Here is a 21,146-nt window from a genome sequence, read left to right on the forward strand (position 1 = left end):
GTCGCGTAGGATGCGAGGGACAATCCAGCCTGCCACGCATCCCGCTGGCCACCCGGCGGGATGCGGGCGACGCTGAACCGCGTCCACGCAAGGATCTGCACCAAGGTGAAGCTGGAAACTGTTCGCGCCACGGCTCGGCGAAGGGCCGCAGCTGTGCTGCTGGGCACCCTGGCGGCCGCCGCGGTCCTGGGCCTGGCCGGCGCATCCGCGGCCGCAGCGGCCGCCTGAACTCCCCCGAGCGCCCCTGTCCCGGCAGCGGTCATGGCGCCCCAGCCGTTGGCCGTGACCGCGGACCCGGCCAACGATTCCTACGCCCGCCAGGTCTTAGACCTGCTGAACGACCGCCGCCGCGCGGCCGGCATTCCCGACCTGGCGTGGAACCAGACGATTTCCGATGTTTCCCAGGACTGGGCCGACAAACTCGCCACCGCCACGGCGGATCCGGCGTGGGAATTCGCCGATGTCCACCGTCCCGATGCCGGTGGCAGCATGATTCCGAAGGGTTTTGACTGGTACAGCGAGATCATCGGCTTCAACTCCACCCCGGCGGACATCGTCCAATGGTGGATGGATTCATCCGTCCACGAAACCAGCATCCTCAATCCGCTCGCCAGCGACATCGGCATCGGCGTTGCCGTGCCCACCAGCGGCCCCTACGCGGGATGGCATCTGGTGGTGGCCAATCTGGCCGGCTATCCCGCCACCCGGCCTCCGCTCCCCGGGGTCGGCGCGGCTGCGATCGCGGCAAAGTACGCCCAGGTGCCCTCGATGGGCCCGGCGTATGGCGAGGTGGTCTGCGGGATGCCCGCCTACGGCTGCTACCGGATGCACGGCGCCGGTGCCATTGTCGGGACACCAGCCCTGGGAGCCCACACCTCGGTGGGCGGCATCCGCCAGGTCTGGGGCGCGCATGGTTTCGAGGCCGGCCGGTTGGGGTACCTGTGACGGACGAAGTTGGCGGGCTGGTCAGGGGCGGCTTTTACCAAATGTTCCAAGCCGGGGCCATCGTGTGGTCGCCGCCCACGGGCGCGCATATTTCCACCGGCGGCATCCGGGTCGTGTGGGGTGCCGGAGGCTATGAAACGGGCCAGCTCGGCTACCCCACGACGGACGAAATCGGGCCGCTGGCCAACGGCGGAGTCCACCAGCTGTTTGAGAACGGCGAGATCATCTGGTCGCCCACCTATGGCGCCTACAGCTGCACCGGCGGCATTGGCCGCACTTGGGCGGCGCTGGGCTATGAGGCGGGCCCGTTGGGCTACCCCGTGGGCAATGAGCATGCAGTGGCCGGCGGCGCGATCGTCCAGGACTTCCAGGGCGGATTACCTGGCCTCCGGCAGCCGGGGCCTTGGCCACGCTTCACTAGCCGGCCCGCCGCGGGCATTGGACCGGACGGCAACTTTCTGTTGACACCCTCGTTGGGCGGACCGTAGCATCACGAAGATCAGCACCGCACCGGGGGCGGGAAGCGAAAGACGCACCGCCGACTGTCCGCCTCCGACGCTTTGTTGGTGGCCGACAAATGAATGCCGACGATGCGAACTGGTAACTCCGAACTGTACGGTCGGGAACGTACAGGCAGCGGTGCCGAAGAGCCCACCAGTCAGGTTGCAGGCGCGACGAATGGACTTGTGATGCGAAATAGTTGGACCGTGGCCTCACGCCTTGGGCGGGGCCAACCCTTTCACCATCGACGGAATCCGCTGACGGCAGCTGCGGCCATGGGTGCGGCTGCCCTTCTTTTAGCCACACTTTTCAACACGGCCGTGCTGGCCCCGCCCGCCCGCGCAGCCGGCCCCGCCACTGTCACATTGACGTTTGACGACGGCAACGCGGACCAGGTGGCGGCGGCACAATACATGAATTCGAAGGGACTGAAGGGAACGTTCTTCACCCCCTCGGGCTACCTCAACGCGCCCCAATACATGACGACCGCCCAGGCTCTTGCCCTACAAACGGCCGGCAACGAGATCGCCGGGCACACCGTCACGCACCCCGACCTGGCCCAGATGGGTGCGGATGAGATCAAGCGCCAAATCTGCAACGACCGTGTCAATCTGGCCAACATGGGCTTCCGGGTCACCAACTTTGCCTACCCCTTTGCCTCCTCCACTGCGGCGGTCCAGCAGACGGTCGCGGCCTGCGGCTACAACAGTGCGCGCGGCCTCGGGGATCTGAAGAGCAAAGCCGCTCCGACGTTGACCGATCTTGCCGAACCGTTGCCCGTTCCGGCCGCGGACCTCATGTTCACCAAGGCTCCTGACGAGGTGGACAACACGTGGTCTCTGGCCGATATGCAGGCTGTGGTGACGCAGGCCGAACCCGCGGGCGGCTGGGTCCAGTTGACGTTCCACCACTTCGACTCCACCACCGATCCGTTGACCGTGACGACGGCAAACTTCAGGGCCTATGTCGACTGGCTGGTGGCCGAACAGACCGCGGGGCGGGTGATCGTGAAGACCGTTCGGCAGGTCATGGCGGCCCAGTTCCCGGATCCGGCCAATGCAGCCCTGGACGTGAACAAGCCACTGGTCAATGGACCGGCCGCACCGGCACCGATCACCACGGGCAACCTGATCAAGAACCCGGGCCTTGAGACAGCGGGCCCCGTCGCCACCGGGCTGCCGCAGTGCTTCGCCATTGGATCCTTTGGCAGCAACACCCATGCATTCTCCACCGTGACACCCGGCCACACGGGAGCAGCCGCCGAGCAAATGGTCATGTCCGTCTACAAGGACGGCGATGCCAAGCTGTTGCCGACGCTGGACTTGGGCGAATGCGCCCCCAGTGCCATCCCGGGCCACACCTACACCATGATGGCCTGGTACAAGACGACTGCCATCACCCAATTCGAGCTTTACTATCGGACAGGGCTTGGGACCTGGACGTACTGGACCGCCGGTCCCCAGTATGTCCCGGCAACCGCGTGGACCCAGGCCACGTGGACGTCGCCGCCGGTGCCGGCCGGTGCCAGTGCCATCAGCATCGGAATGAACCTCGTCAGCACGGGGACGTTGACGACCGACGACTACGAGCTCTACGACACCGTGTCCCTGCCCTCCGCGACAGTCACCGCTGCCATCACCGCCAAGGCGGCCGCGACGCCGTCGCTGGGCGCCTCGACCGGCTCCGTGATCTACCCGCTGGCCAATGGCGGCGGATCGCAGACCTTCCAAAATGGCGCCGTCTACTGGTCCCCGGCCACGGGCGCGCACACCATCACTGGCGGCATCCGCCAGACTTGGGGCGTCTACCAGTCCGAGGCCGGCCGCATGGGTTACCCGGCTACCGATGAGGTCGGCGGCCTGCGCAGCGGCGGCGTCTACCAAATGTTCCAGGGCGGGGCCATCATCTGGTCCCCCGCCACCGGATCGCACATCTCCGTGGGCGCCAACCGGCAGACCTGGTCACGGTTCGGTTTCGAAAACGGGCAGCTCGGCTACCCGACCACCGATGAAATCGCCGGCACGGCCGGCGGCGTCTACCAGCTCTACCAGGGCGGGACGATCACCTGGTCCCCCGCCTCCGGCTCGCACGCCGTGATGGGCGGCATCGGCGCGACTTGGAGGGTGCAGGGCAGCCAGAATGGACAGCTGCGCTACCCGACGTCGGATGAGGCCGCCGGCCTCGTCCGCGGCGGCTACGTCCAGTACTTCCAGGGCGGCGCCATCTACTGGACCCCGGCCACGGGATCGCACATCTCCCAGGGCGCGATCCGCTTCGCCTGGGCCGGCACGGGCTACGAGAACGGGCGCCTGGGCTACCCGACCACCAACGAGTACCCCCTCGCCGGCGGTGCCGTGGGACAGGACTACCAGGGCGGCCGCATCATCTGGACGCCCGGCACGGGCACCACCATCCAATACGCCAGGTAGCCACCGGCCTTTGGACGGGCCCGCCCGCTGCAGGACATTCCTGCAGCGGGCGGGCCCGCCCGTTGTCCGGGACCCATTTTCCGCCGGACAGTGGACCATTTTCACTTGTTTCACTTTGGCCTCTCCAGAAACACAAGTGGTACTCTGTGGCTGCAGCACAGTTGTCATTTTTTGCAGCCTCGATCGTGTTCAGGCGCGCTGGCCGAGTCCATTCCGGCCGCTGGTGCGTCGCGCTGTCGGGTCGCGCCACAGGAGAAAAGGGACCCCCATGCCCCAACCATCGCCGCAGGTGGCGCCCAGACGGACCCGGACAGCGGTGTGGACGGCCCTCACCGCAGCTCTCCTGGCCGTCGCCCTGGCCCCGTCGATGGCCTCTGCCGCACCTGTTGCGCCCTCGCCGTCCCCCACGGCACCCGCCACGACGCAGGCACCCGCCACGACGCAGGCACCCGCACCCACCAAGGCGGCAACCACAACGCCACCCAAGGCACCGGTCGGCGGATCAACGCCGTCGCCCTCGGCAGTGCCGGCACCGTCCGACCTGCCGGCGCCCGCCCAGGCCACCAAGCCTGCCGGCGGCGGCGCCGTCATGGGGGCGGCCGGGAAATCGGCGCCCAGCAGCCCGCAGGGTCTCTCGCTGGGGGCCGCAGCCCGGCCCGCGGAGGCCCAGGTGCAGCCGCGCGCCGCGGGAACACCGGAGGGAACGGAATGGATGCCTGCCGGCCTGGATGTGAGCGGCTGGCAGAAGGAGGTTGACTGGCAGGGTGTCTGGAACGCCGGCGCCCGCTTTGCCTACATCAAGGCCTCCGAGGGGCCGTGGACCCTCAACGACTACTTTGCCCAGCAGTACGACGGATCCGCCAGTGTGGGCATGGTGCGCGGCGCCTACCACTTTGCCCGCCCCAACCTCTCCAGCGGAGCCAGCCAGGCCGGCGTTTTCGTCAACAGCGGCGGCGGCTGGAGCTCGGACGGCAAGACACTGCCCGGCGTCCTCGACCTTGAATCGAACCTCAGCGACAGCTCGGGTGCCTGCTTTGGCATGACCCCGGCGGCGCTGGTGTCCTGGACCCGCTCGTTCAACAGCACCTACAAGTCCCTGACGGGCCGCGATGCCGTCATCTACACCAGCTACTACTTCTGGCAGTCGTGCCTGGGGGCGGCCAGCGACTTCAGCACCGCCAATCCGCTGTGGATCGCCGCCTATGGCGCCCCCGCCAACGATGTCTGGATGCCGGGCGGCTGGCCGCAGTTCACCTTCTGGCAGTACATCAGCGAGGGCGGCCCCTTCCCGGGCGATTCGAACGTCTTCAACGGCAGCTACGCGGACCTGATGAGGTTTGCCGCCGCCGCCCCGCTGTCGGCCGCGACGCAGATCCAGGTGGCGGCGCAAGCGAACCCGTCCCTAGGGGCACCCGCGTCCGCCGTGACGTGCACGCTGGTCCGCGGCGGATGCTTCAGGGCCTTTGCCCAGGGGGCCATCGTGTGGAACCCGTCGACGGGCGCCCAGACCAGTGCCTATGGGCCCATCCGCACACAGTGGGGCGCCTCGGGATTCGAGTCGGGGCCGCTGGGCTATCCGACGTCGGGGAAGATCTGCGGCCTGCGCGACGGCGGCTGCTACCAAATGTACGAGGGCGGCGCGATCCTGTGGTCCCCGGCCAGCGGTGCCAAGACCAGCGCCTACAACGCGATCCGGGGCACCTATGGGTCGCTGGGCTTTGAAAACGGCAGGTTTGGCTATCCGATCTCCGATGAGGCCTGCGGCTTGAAGAACGGCGGTTGCTATCAGATGTTCCAGGGCGGTGCCATCCTGTGGTCGCCCAGCACCGGCGCGCAGCCAAGCTATTTCGGGGCCATCCGCAACGCCTACGTTTCCTTCGGACTGGAAAACGGCCGGCTGGGCTACCCGACATCGGGGGAAAACTGTGCACTGCGCGACGGCGGCTGCTACCAGATGTACCAAACGGGTGCGTTGATGTGGGCGCCGGGCATCGGGGCGACCTTCAGCCCCTTCGGTGCGATCCGCGGCGTGTGGGGCTCTCTGGGCTTTGAAAACGGCTGGCTTGGCTACGCGCTGAACAGTGAATACTGCACCAGCGCGACGGTGTGCCGGCAGGACTTCGAAGGCGGCTCGCTGAGCTGGACCGCCGCCCGGGGAGTCGTCGCCAGCCGGCGCTGACCGGCCACGCCGAGCGTCCCCCAACAACAAGGGGGCGGCCCGATCCGTGGATCGGGCCGCCCCCTTGTTGTTGCCGGATTGTCCCCGGCGGAGCCGGTCAGTCCCGCTGGGCCAGGTAGCCGGCGAGCCGGGCGGAGCCCGCGGCCGGAGCAAAGCCCGTGGCCTTGATCTTCGCCAGGTCAAGGACACTGTTCAGCGGCCGCGGTGCCGCGCTCTTCCCGGCAAAGTACTCCGCGGTGCTGACGCCGCTCACCGCGGACCGGTCGGCGCCGGAGAGCTCGTAGACGTCGGCGGCAATGTCCGCCCACGACTGCGGATCGCCGTCGTTGCTAAGGTTGTAGACGCCGTACTCCGCACCGGATTCGAGCAAATGCTTGATCCCGGCGGCAATGTCCTCGGTGAACGACAGCCGGCCGATCTGGTCGTTGACCACGGCCGGTGCGATCCCGCGCCCGGCCAGCGACGCCATGGTGCGGACAAAGTTGCTGCCCTCCCCGATGACCCAGCTGGTGCGCACGATGTAGTGCCGCGGCACCACTGAGACGACGGCGTCGCCGGCGGCCTTGGCCTGGCCGTAGACGCCCAGCGGGGCCGGCGCCTCGTCCTCGCCGTGCACCGGGGCGGTGCCGTCGAAGACGTAGTCGCTGGAGACATGCACCAGGGTAATGCCGTGGGCCGCGGCCACCTGCGCCAACCGGGCCACGGCCGTGACGTTGATGGCCCAGGCGGCGCGGCGGCCCTCGTCCGTCTCGGCGGTGTCCACCGCGGTGTAGGCTGCGGCGTTGATGATGGTCGAGTAGTTCTTCCAGTTCCGCCCGGCGTAGGAGTCCTCGGCCGTGAGGTCGAACTCGGCGCGGGAGGCGAACTCGACGCCGGCATCGCCGTCGTACGCGGCCCGCAGGGCCTTGCCCAACTGGCCGTCGGCGCCCAGGACCAGGGTCTTCTTGCCCGGCATCGGGGCCACGTCCGCCAACCGCGGGTGGGCCCTGTCCTTGTCGGAGAGCTCCGCCGCCGCCAGCGGGATCGGCCACGCGATGGCGGCCGTCTCGTCCGCCAGGTTCAGGAACGTGTACCGGCCCTGCGCATCGGCGGACCAGTGGTCGTTGACCAGGTACGTGTAGGCGGTGTTGTCCTCCAGCGTCTGAAAGGCGTTGCCCACCCCGCGCGGAATGAAGATGGCCTGGGAGGGGTCCAGCTCGGCGGTGAAGACGGCACCGAAGGACTCGCCCTCGCGCAGGTCCACCCAGGCACCGAAGATCTTGCCGGTGGCCACGGAAATGAACTTGTCCCACGGCTCGGCATGGATGCCGCGGGTGGTGCCGGCCAACTCGTTGAAGGAGATGTTGTTCTGGACCGGGGCGAAATCGGGCAGCCCCAGGGCCACCATCTTCTCGCGCTGCCAGTTTTCCTTGAACCAGCCCCGGTTGTCGCCGTGGACGGGAAGGTCGTAGAGCACGACGCCGGGAATCGGCGTCGGCGTGGCCGTGAGCGCCTTGGAGAACTCGATGGTCATCGCTACTGCCCCTGTTCGGTGTATTTGGCCTCGGTGGCCGCCTTCTGCGGGCGCCACCAGGACTCGTTGTCGGTGTACCACTTGATGGTGTCTTCCAGGCCGGCCCCGAAATCGGCGAAGGCCGGCCTCCAGCCCAGTTCGGTGCGCAGCTTGCCCGAATCGATGGCGTAGCGCATGTCGTGCCCCGGGCGGTCCACGACGTGGTCGTAGGCGTCCCCCGGCTGGCCCATGTGCGTGAGGATCAGCTCCACCACGTCCTTGTTGTTCTTCTCGCCGTCGGCGCCGATGAGGTACGTCTGCCCGATCTCGCCCTTTTCCAGGATGGCCAGCACGGCCGAGGAATGGTCGTTGGCGTGGATCCAGTCGCGCACGTTCTCCCCCGCACCGTAGAGCTTGGGGCGGATGCCGTCGATCACGTTGGTGATCTGGCGCGGAATGAACTTTTCCACATGCTGGTACGGGCCGTAGTTGTTGGAGCAGTTGCTGATGGTCGCCGCCAATCCAAACGAGCGCACCCAGGCGCGCACCAACAGGTCCGAGCCGGCCTTCGTGGAGGAGTACGGGCTGGAGGGGGCGTACGGGGTGGATTCGGTGAAGCGGGCGGGATCGTCCAGTTCAAGGTCGCCGTAGACCTCGTCGGTGGAGATGTGGTGGAAACGCTTGTGGTGCTTCCGGGCCGCCTCGATCAGCGTGTACGTGCCGATGATGTTGGTGTCCAGGAACGGGCGCGGGTCGTGCAGCGAGTTGTCGTTGTGCGACTCGGCGGCATAGTGGACCACGGCGTCCGTGGCGGCCACCAGCGTGTCCACCAGCTCGGCGTCGGTGATGTCGCCCCGGACGAAGGCGAAGCGGTCCGCCGGCAGGCCCGCGAGGGAAGCCAGGTTTCCCGCGTAGGTGAGCTTGTCCAGCACCGTCACATTCAACTCGGTGTTCGCCATGACATAGTGGACAAAATTGGAACCGATGAAGCCGGCACCACCGGTAACCAGGAGATTCTGCATGGTTTCCAGCCTACATGTTGGGCCCGGCCGAACCGTGGGCCGATCGCTAGGGTAGTCTGGTCACGCAACATATGGAGGATCATCTTGAAGAAACTTTGGGCCAGTAGCGTCCTTGTCGTGGCCGCAGCAACCCTGGTTTCCGGATGCACCATCGTGGACAAGAGCACCCCTACGTCGACCGAAGCGGCCACCTCGGCCAGCACGCCGGCGCTTGACGCCTATCCTTCGGCCATCTCCGCCATCGACACCTCGTTGACTGTCACGCGGCTCACCGGCAACTCGATGGAGGTGGGCACGCGGCATCTGTTCTGCGCCGGTTCCACAGCGGTTGCCGGCACTGATTTCCCCGGCGCGAATGCGGCCTGCGCCGTCGTGCAGGCGTCCGGGAAGCTGCTGGACTCCGAGCCGGTGCCCAACGACGACGACAAGTGCACCGGGACGGGCAACCAAAACATTGCCGATGTCTTTGGCGAATCGCACGGCAAGCACATCCGGGTCTCCTTCATGCGCAACAACCTGTGCAATGTCCAGACCTGGGACAAGCTCACGCCGCTCATTGGACTCGGCGCGTAGTGCCATCCACCACACGGAGCAGGCGTGGCGGGATTTCCTACGTTGGCCTGTCCTCGATTGCCGCGGCGGCCAGCGGATACCTTGTGCTCATCGTGGCCGCACACAGCCTGGCTCCGGCTGAGAACGCCAATTTCCTGGCCTTCTGGGGCGTCCTGCTGGGCCTGTTCGGTGTCCTGACCGGGCTGATGACCGAGGCCACCCGGGCGGTGAAATCGCGCTCCATGAACCCCGCACTGCACCATGGCACCGGGGCACCGGTGCTGCTGCTCTCCGTGCTGATCGGCGCCGCGGCCGCCATCCTGGTTGCCGCCACCAGCCCCTGGTGGATGCCCGTGCTGGTCCCCAATGCCAGCCCGCTGCTGTGGCTGGGCATCGCGCTGGCCGTCCTGCTGTACGCGGGCCATGTCGGGCTGGCCGGGGCAACCTCGGGGCTGGAGCGCTGGGGCACCTATTCGGCCCTGTCCGCCACGGAGGCCCTTCTCCGTTTGGCCGCGATCGCCGGCGCGGCACTGTTGGCCGGAGGCCTGGCCGGCCTTGAGTTTGGCGCCCTGGCCGGAACGGTGGTGTGGCTGTTCTTTGCCGCGTTCTCCACGGGCGGGCGTGCCGGCCTGCGGGCCCGTGCCGACGTCGGCACCCGGGCCTACCTCGTGCGGTGCACCTTTGCCATTGCCACCGCAGCGGCCTCCGCCGTGCTCATCACCGGTTTCCCGGCCGTGATCAAGATCGCCGCGGATCCGGCCGACTTCGCCAAGGCCGCCCCGCTCCTGCTTGCCGTCTCCCTCACCCGGGCGCCCATCATGATCCCGCTCCAGGCCTTCCAGGGCGTGGCCATGACGGCGCTCATCCATTCCTCCCGGCCGGCCCACCGCGTGCTGGCCAAGCCCTTCCTGGCCATTGCCGGCCTGGGCATCGTCGGCGGCGTCCTGGCCGCCGTCGTCGGGCCCTACATCATGCTCATCTTCGGCCCCGGGTACAAACTGGACGGGTGGCTGCTGGGCGCGCTGACGGTGGATGCGGCGTTCCTGGCCATGTTGACGCTGACCGGAACGGCGGCCATGGCCCTGGGCCGGCACGGACTGTACCTCTCCGGCTGGCTGGTGGCCACAGTGGCCTCGACGCTGGCACTGCTGCTGCCCCTGCCGTTGGCCCAGACCGTGGTGGTCAGCCTCTCCGCAGGACCGATCTTGGGCGCCCTGGTCCACGCCTCGGGTGTGCTGGCCATCGGCACAAAAACCACTTCCATCCCCTCAATTGACGAAGGCAGCCGACGCCGGTGAAAAGCACCCCCCGAGTTTCCATCATCATGCCCTCCTACAACGTCGCCGAGACGGTGGAGCGGGCCATCCACAGCGTGCTCGCCCAATCCGTCGGCGATTTCGAACTGCTGGTGGTCAATGACGCGTCCACCGACAACACGCTGGCGCTGGTCACGGCCCTGGCCGAGGCCACCGGCGATCCACGGATCCGGATCATCGACCTGCCGGCGAACATCGGCCTCTCCGGGGTGCGCAACGCGGGCCTGGACGCGGCCACCGGCACCTTTGTCACGTTCCTGGACGCCGACGACGAATACCTCCCCCCGTTCCTGGCGACCCATCTGGCGGCGCTGGAGGGCGACACCGACATCTCCATCGTCGGCCACATCGTGGTCCGCCCCGATGGCAGCGAGGCGCCCCGGCACAGCCCCTTTCTTGGCGAACTGGCCGGCGTCCAAGCCATGCAGGCTGCCATGGCGGACCAGATCCTGCCCTTCACCTGGGACAAGGTCTACCGCCGCTCCCTCTTTGAGGGTGTCAGGTACCCGGTGGGGTCCACCCGGTTCGAGGACATGACTGTCAACATCATCCTGTACCCCCGGGCACGGAAGGTGCGCAGCGTGGCAACACCGCTGCAGCGCTACTACATCTCCTCCGGATCGCTGACCTGGGGCCGGATTCCGACCGAGAACGACACCGAGCTGGCGCTGGCGGACCTGCACGAACTGCTGCCCGCACAGTACCGGGCGGGGAAGTACTCGCGCTTCTACGCCGCGATGCGCGTGCTGATCACCATGATCGTGGCCCAGAGCGCCATCATGAAGGTCAGGAACCAGCCGGCGGCCCAGTCGACAATCGACGATTGCCGGCGCAGCCTGACGGTGAAGCGCATTGTCGGCGCCGCCCTCGTGCGCCCCAAGATCGCCGCCGGTGCCCTGCTGCTCAAGGTGGCACCGCGCACCTTTGCGAAGACCTATCTTCGCTATTCCGCGGGCAGCTACGGCCTTCAGTGAACGTGGGCACACCGCTGCCCGTGCCAGGCGTATGTGAAAATTCCCCAGAACCCGATTGGTATAGATTAGTGACCATGACCCAACCACCCCCCGCGCGCGTCCTTGTCATCATGCCCGCTTGGAACGAGGGTCTGGCTGTGGGCAACACCGTCCGCGAGGTGCTGGCTCGTCCCGAGGGGTACGACATCCTCGTGGTCAACGACGGTTCCACGGACAACACCGCCGCCGAAGCCGTCAGGGCCGGCGCCTCCGTCCTCGATCTGCCCTTCAACCTGGGTGTGGGCGGCGCGATGCGGGCAGGGTTCAAATACGCCAGCCGGAACGGCTACGACGCCGTCATCCAGGTCGATGCCGACGGCCAGCACAACCCCAAGGACATCGCCGTCGTCCTGTCCGGCCTGGGCACGGCCGACATCTCCATCGGTGCCCGGTTTGCCGACAAGGGCAACTACGAGGTCAGCGGGCCACGCAAATGGGCCATGGTGTTCCTGGCCAAGACCATTTCCGGACTGGCCGGGACCCGGCTGACCGATGTCACCTCCGGCTTCCGGGCCGCCAACACCCGGGGCATCGCCCAGTACCTTGACCACTACCCCGCCGAATACCTGGGCGACACCATCGACTCGCTCGTGGTGGCCATCCGGTCCGGCTGCAAGGTCACCCAGGTTCCCGTGGAAATGCGTCCCCGCCAGGCTGGCACGCCGAGCCACAATCCGTTCAAAGCGGCCATCTACCTGGGCAGGAGCGTTTTTGCCCTGCTGTTTGCCCTGACGCGGAAGCCCTCCTCGATTGTCGACATCAAAGCTGAAATAGGGTGAATCTGGCTATGCCGGCTATTGCTGCGTTCGTTCTTGCGTTGGTCATTGTCCTCATTGTTTTCGAAATGCTGCGCCGCAAGAAGTTGCGGGAGAAGTATGCAGCGCTCTGGCTCGTGGTCGGCCTTGCCACCCTTGTCCTGGCGGCCTTTCCGCGCCTGTTGGAGATAGTGGCGCGGCTGCTCAACATCGCCGTCCCGTCAAACCTGCTCTTTGCCCTGAGCATCGTCCTGGCGCTGGGGGTGTGCCTGCACCTGTCGTGGGAGATCTCCATCGTCGAGGACGAAACCCGGACCCTGGCCGAGGAGGCCGCCATCCTGCGCTCCCACCTTGACCGGCTCGAGTCACGGCTCGATGCGCTCACCAATGGTTCGGAACCGTCCCCCACGGATGGTCCACCGCGCGACGGCGCCTAAACCAGCCCAGCTGCATCCCCGGTTGGGGAGAAAGAGATGTACCCACCATGCCCTTGGATATCTTCATTCCGTACTGGGGAGACCCCGGTTACATGAAGGACGCGGTCGACAGCGTGCTGGCCCAGACAAGTGGCGACTGGCTGCTGACCGTCGTCGACGATGCCTACCCCAGCCTGGAGATCCAGGAGTTCGTCACCGCCCTGGCCGACGAGCGCATCAAGTACGTCCGCAAGCCCGAGAACGAGGGCATCACCGAGAACTACCGCACCTGCGTGGCGATGGCCACCCAGGACGTGATGGTCATCCTCGGCTGCGACGACATTTTGCTGCCCAACTATGTTGAGGTCATCTCGGCGGCCCACCGGCGGTTCCCGAACGCCGCCATCATCCAGCCCGGCGTGCAGGTCATCGACGAGCACGGCACCGTCGTGACGACCCTTGTCGATATGGTCAAGCAAAAGGTGGTGCGCCCGCGCGGCCACGGCCCGCAGTTGGTGTCCGGGGAATCCATTGCGGCCAACCTCATGCACGGTGACTGGCTGTACTGGCCCTCGCTCGCGTTCCGCACCGAGCGGATCCGGGCAGTCGAGTTCCGCGACGGCTTCCCGATCATCCAGGACCTCGCCCTGATCATGGACATGATCTACGCCGGCGACCAGCTGCTGATCGAGCCGACCCTGTGCTTCTCCTACCGCCGCCATTCCCACAGCGCGTCGTCCTCGAAGCTGATCGACGGCTCACGGTTCATCGGGGAGCGCGACTACTTTGCCGTTTCCGCCGGCCAGGCCAGGGAACTGGGCTGGAGGAAGGCCGAGCGGTCCGCAAAGCTGCGGATCACCTCGCGGGCGCATGCCATGTCGCTGATCCCCAAGGCGCTGCTTGCCCGTGATGCGAAGGCGGCCAAAACGCTCTCCCGCCACGCCTTTGGCGCCTAAACCAGCTTCCCCGCCCACACCAGCAACCCAAGAGAGAAACCCCACCATGCCGAACACCCCCGCACAGCCGCTGGGCACCGTCCTTGTCACAGGCGGTGCCGGATTCATTGGATGCGCCATCTCCCCAGCCCTGCTGGAGGCCTTTGACCGGGTCGTGGTGGTGGACAATCTGCACCCGCAGATCCATGCAACAGGCGAACGCCCCGCCACGCTGGCCGACGGCGTCGAGCTGGTTGTCGCCGACATCACCGAGGCCGCCACCTGGGACCGGGTGCTTCCCGAGGTCAAGCCCGACGTCGTCATCCACCTGGCCGCCGAAACGGGCACCGGCCAGTCCCTGGAGGAGTCCACCCGGCACGCCCACGTCAACGTCGTGGGCACCTCGCAGCTGCTGGACGGGCTGAACCGCAACAAGGCCCTCCCGCGCCGCATCGTGCTGACATCCAGCCGGGCCGTCTACGGCGAGGGCGCCTGGCGCCGCGCCGACGGATCGCTCTTCTACCCAGGGCAGCGGACCAGTGAAACCCTGGACAAGTCCGAGTGGGACTTCGCCGGCGCCGAGCCCACGGCGATGAACGCCGCCGAGACGTTCCCCGCCCCCGTCAGTGTGTACGGCGCCACCAAGCTGGCCCAGGAGAACATGCTGGCGGCCTGGGCCAAGTCCTACGGCGTCGAGACGGCCATCCTGCGCCTGCAGAACGTCTACGGCCCCGGCCAGTCCCTGATCAACCCCTACACCGGCATCATGAGCCTGTTCTGCCGCATGGCAATGGGCGGACGCTCCATTCCGTTGTACGAAGACGGTGCCGTCCGCCGCGACTTCATCCTGATCGACGACATCGCCTCGGCAGTGGTTGCCGGTGCCACGTCCGAACGGACGCACCCGTCACCGCTGGACATCGGCTCCGGCGAGTTCCAGACCATCGGAACCGCCGCCGAGACCATTGCCGCACGCTACGACGCGCCGGCACCGCACGTCACGGGGCAGTACCGCCAGGGCGACGTGCGCCACGCGTGGGCGGACATCACCGCGGCCAAGAGCGTTCTGGGCTGGGAGCCGCGCTACAACCTCGCGCAGGGCATCGAACGGCTCGCCGACTGGATCGACACCCAGCCCGACGTCAAGCCCGCCTAACGGGGATCCGCAATGCAGAAAGGGCCGGTACCCAAGGTGCCGGCCCTTTCGCATCGGGCCCTTTCGCAGTACGCGGCTCAGGGCAGCGCCGCCAGAATCCGGTCCAGGACCGCCTGGTTTTCCGGGTCCACCACGATGTGCACCGTTGGATCCTGGGCCTTGAGGTCCGCGACAACCTTGGGCAGGTTTTCCGGTCCGCCACTGAGCGGGACCATGGCCAGCGACAATGTCCAGCTGTGCTCGGAATAGTCGGCCCGGAGTCCGTTGAACCACTGCTGCGCCAAAATCGGGTCCACGTCGGCGGGGTGGGTGGTGAGGTACAGTGCGGGTCCGTGCAGCCCCGCACTGGCCCGGACAGCCGCCAGGAGCCGCTCCCCTGCCGCGGAGCCGGCGTCGATGGCCTCAAGCTGCCTGGCGGCCTCCACCGCCGAGGCGGACGTTGGCGGCAGCCCCATGGACTTGAGCGGGAAAATGAAGCCAAACGCCTGGCTGAGGGCCAGGGACACCGCAACGCTGGCGGCGGCAACCCGGGGCGAGCGGCCCGGCCCGGGTGCGGGGCCAAGTTCGGGCCGGCGTTCGAGCACACCGTTGGCTCCGATGCCGAGCCCCACCAGCGCCACAAGAACGAGGGCGATCGAGACCTTCTGCGTGTAGTAGCCCACCGCACCGGACGTGGCCAGTTGCACGGCGGCCATCGCGAGGGCAACGGCCAGGCCCGCGAACACAGCGCCCAGGCTCCACCGCGTGCGGACGGCGGATGGATGTCCGGTCCCGGTCCGCCCGCCCAACAGCACCGACACGGCAGTGAGCACCAGCAGCAGCGACAACAGGAGGCCAAAATCCGGCACCGGCACACCGCCGGTGGCGGACAACAGATCCTCGGCCGGCACCCCCGAGAGCTGGCCCAAGGCGCCCAGTCCGGCCGCGGCAACCACCGCAACCACCGCCACCGCGCAGGCCCGCTCCCCCCGGCTGGCCCGCCAGCGTCCCCTCGGCGTCGCCACCGCGACGGCGACGGCGCTCGGCACCAGGAAGACAATCAGCAGCACCCAGTTTTGGAGCACGCCCGCTACGCACGCACCCGCCGCCACCAGCGGCAGCGGATCAAAGGCCCGCTGCATCGAGTGGAACAGGAGCACAGCGGCCGCCACCAGCCCCGTGGTGAAAAAGAAGTTGGGGAATCCATGCATCGACGCCAGCGCACCCGGCCCACAGAGCCACCCGCTGGCCACCAGCACCGCGACCGGCGCTCCGATGGCCGGGTTCCGCCGCAGCGCGGGGAGCGTGCACACCGCGGCAACCACGAGGACGACGACGGCGATGTCCAGCTGCGCTGAAAAATTGACGTAGGCGACGGCGTCGGCCGCCCAGTCCGTGGGACTGGTCCTGGTGGCCAGCTCGGCCACCAGGACCAGGACGCTGTGGAACCCTTGCGGATAGTCGGCAAAGGCCCATCGGCTCCCGTCACCGGCCCGGCCGGCCAGCGGCAGAACGGTTCCGTGGATCCGTTGCATGTGGAAGATGTTGAAATGCGAGGCGTTGTCCCACGCCATCAGCATCAGGGACATGGCATCGTCCACGCGGCTGGCCGAAAGCTGGTGGAGATAGGCAAAGACGCCGCCCACCGCTGCCAGGGCCGGCATGGCATCCATGGCGCGCAGCTGCGGCCAAAGGCCCCGCCCCGTGCCGCGGGCCCCCGGACGCCAGACGGCGCAGAACGCCGGCACAGCGGCCGCGGCCGATAGCAACACGGTGGACCGGAGCGTGGGCGGCCACTCGACCGGGATCCACCACAGCAGGGGGAGAAGGCCGAACAGCACCGACAGGGTCCACGCAATCCGGCCCGAGAGGTGTCTGGAGACCGGACCCAGGGCCAGCAGCAGGACGAAGGCTCCGGGGACCCAGGGACCGTACAGCAAACCCGCCGTCCGGAGCCAAAACACCACGGCGAAGGCCGCGGCACCCAGGCCCAGGGCCCCGGCCAAACGTCTGGTGGCTGGATCCCTCTGCGATGGCCCGGTGCGGCCGGCTTCCGTGCCGGCTTCCGCGGGCCTAGCGGGTCCGGGCGTCACTCATCAGGTGCGCTGGCGCCGACGAGGACCGGCTCGGCTGCGGCGGCCGGTCCGGCACCGGCTGCCTGAGATGCTGCGGCCGGCACGGCGGGCTTGGCGTGGCCGCTCTTCCGCCCCCGGACCCGGCGCATGACGGGACGTTCAACCAGTAGCCAGCTCGCCGCCGCCAGCGGAATGGTGATGGCCGTTGCCGCCAGGCTGAACCACCACAGGCCCCACACCTGGGCGCCAAAGACCGCCAGCAGCTGCTGGACCGCAAAGGCGTAGATGTAGACACCGTAGGAGATGTCGTTCTTGGCGACCACCTTCGGCTGGGCGATCACCGTTGAAAGCCAGATGACTCCGTAGGCAACGAAAACGCCCGAGGCCTGGCCGCCCCAAAGCGGGACCGTGGACGAGAGCACGAAGGCCGCCAGCAGGGAGGCCACACCGGGGATCCAGTGGAGGCCGATTTTGTCCTTCCAGATGAAGACGGTGGCGCCACCGAGGAAGAACGGCAGCAGCCGCATCAACAGGACCACGTCAAAGTTCGCGTTGGTCAGGGCGTTGATGGTTTCGATGTTGGCCTGGGCCACCACCGAGAGGACGAAAGCCACAGTGAGAGGCCAGGGGGATTTGCGGACAAAGGCCAGGGTGCCCAAGGCCGCCACGATCAGGTAGCAGAGGAACTCGTAGTACAGGCTCCACAGCGAGCCGTTCCAGGCGCCCAGATAGGGAACGTTGGCGGGGGTTGCGGCAATGTCGTAGAAGTTCATCTTCAGCCCGGCATTGGAGATGAGGAAGTCCAGCGGCGAGTGCTCGGCGCCCAGGTACCCCTGCAGGCTCCCGTGGGCCACCATGTAGCCAATGGGGGCAAAGACCACGACCAGGGTGAGCAGGCAGACCAGGAAGGCCGGCATGATCCTGGCGACCCGGTGCACCAGATAGTCGCCGAGCCGATTGGACCATCGGCTGGAGGTGATCAGGTATCCGCTGATCCCAAAGAATCCGGCAACCGCCCAGCCGCCGAGGGTGTCCCCGGCAAACTTTGGCTCGTCCGGCACGCCGGCCAGCGGCCAGCTGTGGTGGACCAAAACCGCCAGCGCGAGGACCAGCCGGATCAGGTTGAGGCTGTTGTTCCGCGGATCAAGGACGACGCCAAACCATGGCCTCGCGCCCGTTCCGGAGATGGACCGCCTGCTGCTCAATGAGTACCTAACTTCCGTCGACACGCATCTTTCGACACGGGGGTTCAGCCCGGGTTCCGACACGGCGGTTCGACCGGCGGTCCAGCCCAGGGAGCGGGCGCCGCCGGGAATGCCATACCGACCCCCATCGATTTTACCCCATGGGCCCCGCCGGGCCCGCTGCGCGTTTGCGTTGGGGATGGGCTTGCGGCAATGATTGCATGATGCGCGGAATTATCCTTGCGGGCGGAACTGGCTCGAGACTGCATCCGATCACCCATGGAATCAGCAAGCAGCTGGTGCCGGTCTACGACAAACCGATGATCTACTACCCGCTCTCAACGCTGATCCTGGCTGGCATCCGGGATGTCTTGGTGGTTACGACTCCGCATGACGCCGAGCAGTTCAGGCGGCTGCTGGGCGACGGCTCGCAATTCGGCATCTCCATCACCTACGTCAAGCAGGAATCCCCCGACGGACTGGCCCAGGCGTTCATTCTGGGCGAGGACCACATCGGCAGTGACACGGTGGCGCTGGTGCTCGGCGACAACATCTTCTACGGGCCCGGGATGGGTTCGCAATTGCGCCGGCACGCCAACATCGACGGCGGCGCGGTCTTTGGCTACTGGGTCAAGGATCCGTCGTCCTATGGCGTCGTGGAGTTCGACGATGAGGGCCGGGCCGTGTCCCTGGAGGAAAAGCCCACCGCCCCCAAGAGCCACTACGCGGTTCCCGGACTGTATTTCTACGACAACGACGTCGTGGAAATCTCCAAGGGCCTCAAGCCCTCGCCCCGCGGCGAGCTGGAGATCACGGACGTCAACAGGCAGTACCTGGAAAACGGCAAGCTGGCGGTCGAGATCCTCCCCCGCGGCACAGCCTGGCTGGACACCGGGACCTTTGACGATCTGAACAATGCCTCCAACTTCATCCGCACCGTGGAAAGCCGGCAGGGATTGAAGATCGGCGCACCCGAAGAAATCGCCTGGCGCCAGGGGTTCCTGACCGACGACGAGCTCCGCCAACGGGCGGCGCCGCTGCTCAAGAGCGGCTACGGGGCCTACCTGCTGTCCCTGCTGGAGGCCTGAGCCGCCGGTTCCGCCGGCACAACGCCCGACCAAAAACACGAAGGAGCCCCCTGTCCGTTCTCCGGACAGGGGGCTCCTTCGTGTTGCGGTGCCGCTACCAGCAGGCGGTGACCTTGAAGAGTTTCGCATCCGGGCCCTGCTGGTCGAGAAGTTCCAGGGACGGCGAGTCCGCAAGATCCATGACGCCGCCATAACCGGGCATGGTTCCAGTGACGGTCCGGGTGCCAAAATCGAGCACGTACTTCACGTCCAGGGCACGGACGGCGTCGCACACCCACGGATACTGCGCGGCATCCTTCAACCCGGCATTGACGATGTCGACGTCGTCGCCATGGGTGGTGAGGATGTGCGGCTGGATGACTGTCCGGCCGGAAAACGCGTAGGCCAGGGCCGTGCCGCTGCTCGGCAGGCCGGCGATGGCTGCCCCGGGCTCGACGTGCGTGTCGAGCCGTTTGAGCAAGGCCGTCTCGTCGGGCGAGAGCAGCCCGGAGACGGCGCTGGCCTTGTAGGCCCAGTGCGTCCGGTCCACGGCCCAGGTCATGACACCAAACTGCGTCAGGAAGACCAGCAGCACGAGACCGCCGGCATAGAGCGCCGCGGTCCGCCCGGGCCGCCCGGCGGCCAGCACGGGGCGTCCGCCCGCGAAGTGGCTGCGCAGGGCTGCGATCCGCCGCGTGGACTCATCCCACAGGTAGGTTGCGCCCACGACGGCCGGGCCAATGATCGCCACGGGCAACAGCGCGGCCAGCCTGTAGCTGTCGTAGTACCACACGCCCGTCAGGAACCAACGCGGGCTGAAATCCAGGCCTGCGGCGTAGAAGAAGAGCACGGCCGCCACGACAAAGGTGCCGATCAGCCAGCGCCGGCTCCGCGTCACCCAGAGCCGGGCGATCCCGGCCAGCAGGCACAGCGCAATGACGACGGCGGCCGGCCGGCCCATGGCACCGCCGACGAGAAGCTCGCCCACGGCCTGCGACGGGCTCTCCACGGCCCCCCAGTTGGCGGACCCCACCGGCGGCCGGAACACGCGCCACACCACGGCCAGGACGACGACGGCGGCGGCGGCCATGAGCAGGATGGCCAGCACGCCGCGGCGGCGTTCGGGCGTATCCATGGGAAGCAGGCCCCGGACCTTGTGGTAGCCAATGGCCACCACGGCCGGAAGGAGAAAGACCACCAGCGCCATCAGTGTGCTCGGGTGCGCCACAGCCACGGCAGGGACCGACACCAGGAACAGCAGCCAGGCCACGGGGGTGCTCGGCCGGTAGTGGTGGCCCAGGCCCAGGGCATTGAAGCCCAGCCCCAGCGCCGCCGGCAGCAGGGCAATGGAGAGCAGATTCGGGTAGAGGACGCCCCAGTCGATCATCAGCATGGGGAACCCGGTGAACGCTGGCACAAAGACCATCGCCATGACGGTGGCCACGACGCGCTGGCCCACCAGCCCCTGGACGAGGTACAGGCAGCCAAGCGGCCAGACGATGGCACCGATGGCCACGTTGGTGACGTTGACAGCCACGGGGACACTCACGCCCGAGGCCATCGCCACGAGGCTGGTCATCGCGTGCCAGGCCGAAGGATAGGCACTGATTCCGGTGAAGGCACCCAGGCTCAGCGGGGAGGCAGCGCCGGACTCCATGGCCCAGCGCACGGCATTGAGGTGGAAGACGTTGTCATAGGTCTGCGAAATGTTCTCGGGCGCCTGGATGGCCGTCGCCATCTGGAGGGTAATGAGCACGGCGGCCCCCAGCAGGCCGGCCACCGAGGCAATCAGTACCGGGCGGCGCTGCGGCGGCTTGGCCGGTTCGGGCCATTTCCGGGACAGCAGCGCCTGGATGCCAAAGGCGACGGCGGAGATGGCCAGCGACCCCAGGGCGAAGGACAGCGGGCTCCAGCGCACGTGCAGGAGGGGAAGAACCAGTGTCAGCACGCTGGCCATGGCCACGGTAAACACCGGCGCGAGCAGCAGCCGCGAGAGGCCATGGACCCGGACCGCGAAGGAAAACACCAGACCAGGGACAACAAAGACGACCCCTGCGAGCAAAACCAAGGGTCCAGCTTCCCACCAAGTCACTACAACACCGCTTCCTTACACACTAAGGGCCCGCCGGA

18 protein-coding genes are annotated in these 21,146 nt (G+C 67.4%); 13 read left to right on the plus strand and 5 right to left on the minus strand.

All coding sequences use genetic code 11. The features are described from left to right. Positions 1–105: 105 nt before the first annotated feature. The 5 genes from ACQCSX_RS08825 (at position 106) to ACQCSX_RS08845 (ending at position 6,054) form a co-directional block, all read left to right on the plus strand. Positions 106–228, plus strand: a complete 123-nt coding sequence (locus tag ACQCSX_RS08825; RefSeq protein ID WP_427018615.1) for a hypothetical protein — start codon at positions 106–108, stop codon at positions 226–228. 33 nt (positions 229–261) lie between these two features. Then, the gene (locus ACQCSX_RS08830) at positions 262–945 is read left to right on the plus strand and encodes a CAP domain-containing protein (RefSeq protein WP_427018616.1); all 684 of its coding nucleotides are present in this window, start codon (positions 262–264) and stop codon (positions 943–945) included. Next, complete coding sequence (locus ACQCSX_RS08835; protein WP_427018617.1) at positions 942–1,433, plus strand: LGFP repeat-containing protein; 492 nt, start codon at positions 942–944, stop codon at positions 1,431–1,433. The genes ACQCSX_RS08830 and ACQCSX_RS08835 overlap by 4 nt, the downstream gene beginning before the upstream one ends. A 288-nt stretch (positions 1,434–1,721) precedes the next feature. Next, positions 1,722–3,875, plus strand: a complete 2,154-nt coding sequence (locus ACQCSX_RS08840) for a polysaccharide deacetylase family protein (RefSeq protein WP_427018618.1) — start codon at positions 1,722–1,724, stop codon at positions 3,873–3,875. Between the two features lie 268 nt (positions 3,876–4,143). Continuing rightward, positions 4,144–6,054, plus strand: a complete 1,911-nt coding sequence (locus ACQCSX_RS08845; RefSeq protein ID WP_427018619.1) for a GH25 family lysozyme — start codon at positions 4,144–4,146, stop codon at positions 6,052–6,054. Between the two features lie 97 nt (positions 6,055–6,151). Here ACQCSX_RS08845 and ACQCSX_RS08850 read toward each other — a convergent pair whose 3' ends face one another. Next, positions 6,152–7,567, minus strand: coding sequence for a sugar nucleotide-binding protein (locus tag ACQCSX_RS08850; RefSeq protein WP_427018620.1), 1,416 nt, complete (start codon positions 7,565–7,567; stop codon positions 6,152–6,154). 2 nt (positions 7,568–7,569) lie between these two features. After that, the gene (rfbB, locus tag ACQCSX_RS08855; protein WP_427018621.1) at positions 7,570–8,568 is read right to left on the minus strand and encodes a dTDP-glucose 4,6-dehydratase; all 999 of its coding nucleotides are present in this window, start codon (positions 8,566–8,568) and stop codon (positions 7,570–7,572) included. A gap of 84 nt (positions 8,569–8,652) precedes the next feature. On the opposite strand from rfbB, the gene ACQCSX_RS08860 reads away from it, so the two are divergent. The 7 genes from ACQCSX_RS08860 to ACQCSX_RS08890 all read left to right on the plus strand — a co-directional run bounded on the left by ACQCSX_RS08860 (position 8,653) and on the right by ACQCSX_RS08890 (position 14,711). Further along, positions 8,653–9,141 (plus strand): hypothetical protein, encoded by a 489-nt coding sequence (locus ACQCSX_RS08860; RefSeq protein ID WP_427018622.1) that lies wholly within the window; start codon positions 8,653–8,655, stop codon positions 9,139–9,141. Beyond that, entirely contained in the window at positions 9,141–10,418 is a 1,278-nt protein-coding gene (locus ACQCSX_RS08865; protein ID WP_427018623.1) for a hypothetical protein, read from the plus strand. The genes ACQCSX_RS08860 and ACQCSX_RS08865 overlap by 1 nt, the downstream gene beginning before the upstream one ends. Further along, positions 10,415–11,410, plus strand: coding sequence for a glycosyltransferase family 2 protein (locus ACQCSX_RS08870; protein WP_427018624.1), 996 nt, complete (start codon positions 10,415–10,417; stop codon positions 11,408–11,410). Before ACQCSX_RS08865 ends, ACQCSX_RS08870 begins: the two co-directional genes overlap by 4 nt. Positions 11,411–11,484: 74 nt before the next feature. Then, positions 11,485–12,228, plus strand: a complete 744-nt coding sequence (locus ACQCSX_RS08875; RefSeq protein WP_427018625.1) for a glycosyltransferase family 2 protein — start codon at positions 11,485–11,487, stop codon at positions 12,226–12,228. An 8-nt stretch (positions 12,229–12,236) separates the two neighbouring features. After that, a complete protein-coding gene (locus ACQCSX_RS08880) occupies positions 12,237–12,641 on the plus strand; it encodes a DUF2304 domain-containing protein (RefSeq protein WP_427018626.1) in 405 nt (134 codons plus the stop codon). A gap of 47 nt (positions 12,642–12,688) precedes the next feature. After that, positions 12,689–13,576 (plus strand): glycosyltransferase, encoded by an 888-nt coding sequence (locus tag ACQCSX_RS08885; protein WP_427018627.1) that lies wholly within the window; start codon positions 12,689–12,691, stop codon positions 13,574–13,576. Between the two features lie 46 nt (positions 13,577–13,622). Then, positions 13,623–14,711, plus strand: a complete 1,089-nt coding sequence (locus tag ACQCSX_RS08890) for an NAD-dependent epimerase/dehydratase family protein (protein WP_427018628.1) — start codon at positions 13,623–13,625, stop codon at positions 14,709–14,711. Between the two features lie 77 nt (positions 14,712–14,788). Here ACQCSX_RS08890 and ACQCSX_RS08895 read toward each other — a convergent pair whose 3' ends face one another. Both ACQCSX_RS08895 and ACQCSX_RS08900 read right to left on the minus strand, forming a co-directional pair. Beyond that, on the minus strand, positions 14,789–16,696 hold the full coding sequence (locus ACQCSX_RS08895) for a hypothetical protein (RefSeq protein WP_427018629.1): 1,908 nt from the start codon (positions 16,694–16,696) through the stop codon (positions 14,789–14,791). An 83-nt stretch (positions 16,697–16,779) separates the two neighbouring features. Then, positions 16,780–17,970 carry an acyltransferase family protein gene (locus ACQCSX_RS08900; RefSeq protein ID WP_427018630.1) on the minus strand — a complete coding sequence of 397 codons (1,191 nt, stop codon included), beginning with the start codon at positions 17,968–17,970 and terminating at the stop codon, positions 16,780–16,782. 203 nt (positions 17,971–18,173) lie between these two features. Between ACQCSX_RS08900 and rfbA the strand changes: the two genes are divergently transcribed. Then, positions 18,174–19,037 (plus strand): glucose-1-phosphate thymidylyltransferase RfbA, encoded by an 864-nt coding sequence (gene rfbA / locus ACQCSX_RS08905; protein ID WP_427019015.1) that lies wholly within the window; start codon positions 18,174–18,176, stop codon positions 19,035–19,037. 94 nt (positions 19,038–19,131) lie between these two features. Here the strand turns inward: rfbA and ACQCSX_RS08910 are convergent, their stop codons facing one another. Then, on the minus strand, positions 19,132–21,084 hold the full coding sequence (locus ACQCSX_RS08910) for a DUF6541 family protein (RefSeq protein ID WP_427018631.1): 1,953 nt from the start codon (positions 21,082–21,084) through the stop codon (positions 19,132–19,134). Positions 21,085–21,146: the final 62 nt, after the last annotated feature.

The sequence above is a fragment of the Pseudarthrobacter sp. P1 genome, assembly GCF_050156935.1.
Lineage (GTDB): Bacteria > Actinomycetota > Actinomycetes > Actinomycetales > Micrococcaceae > Specibacter.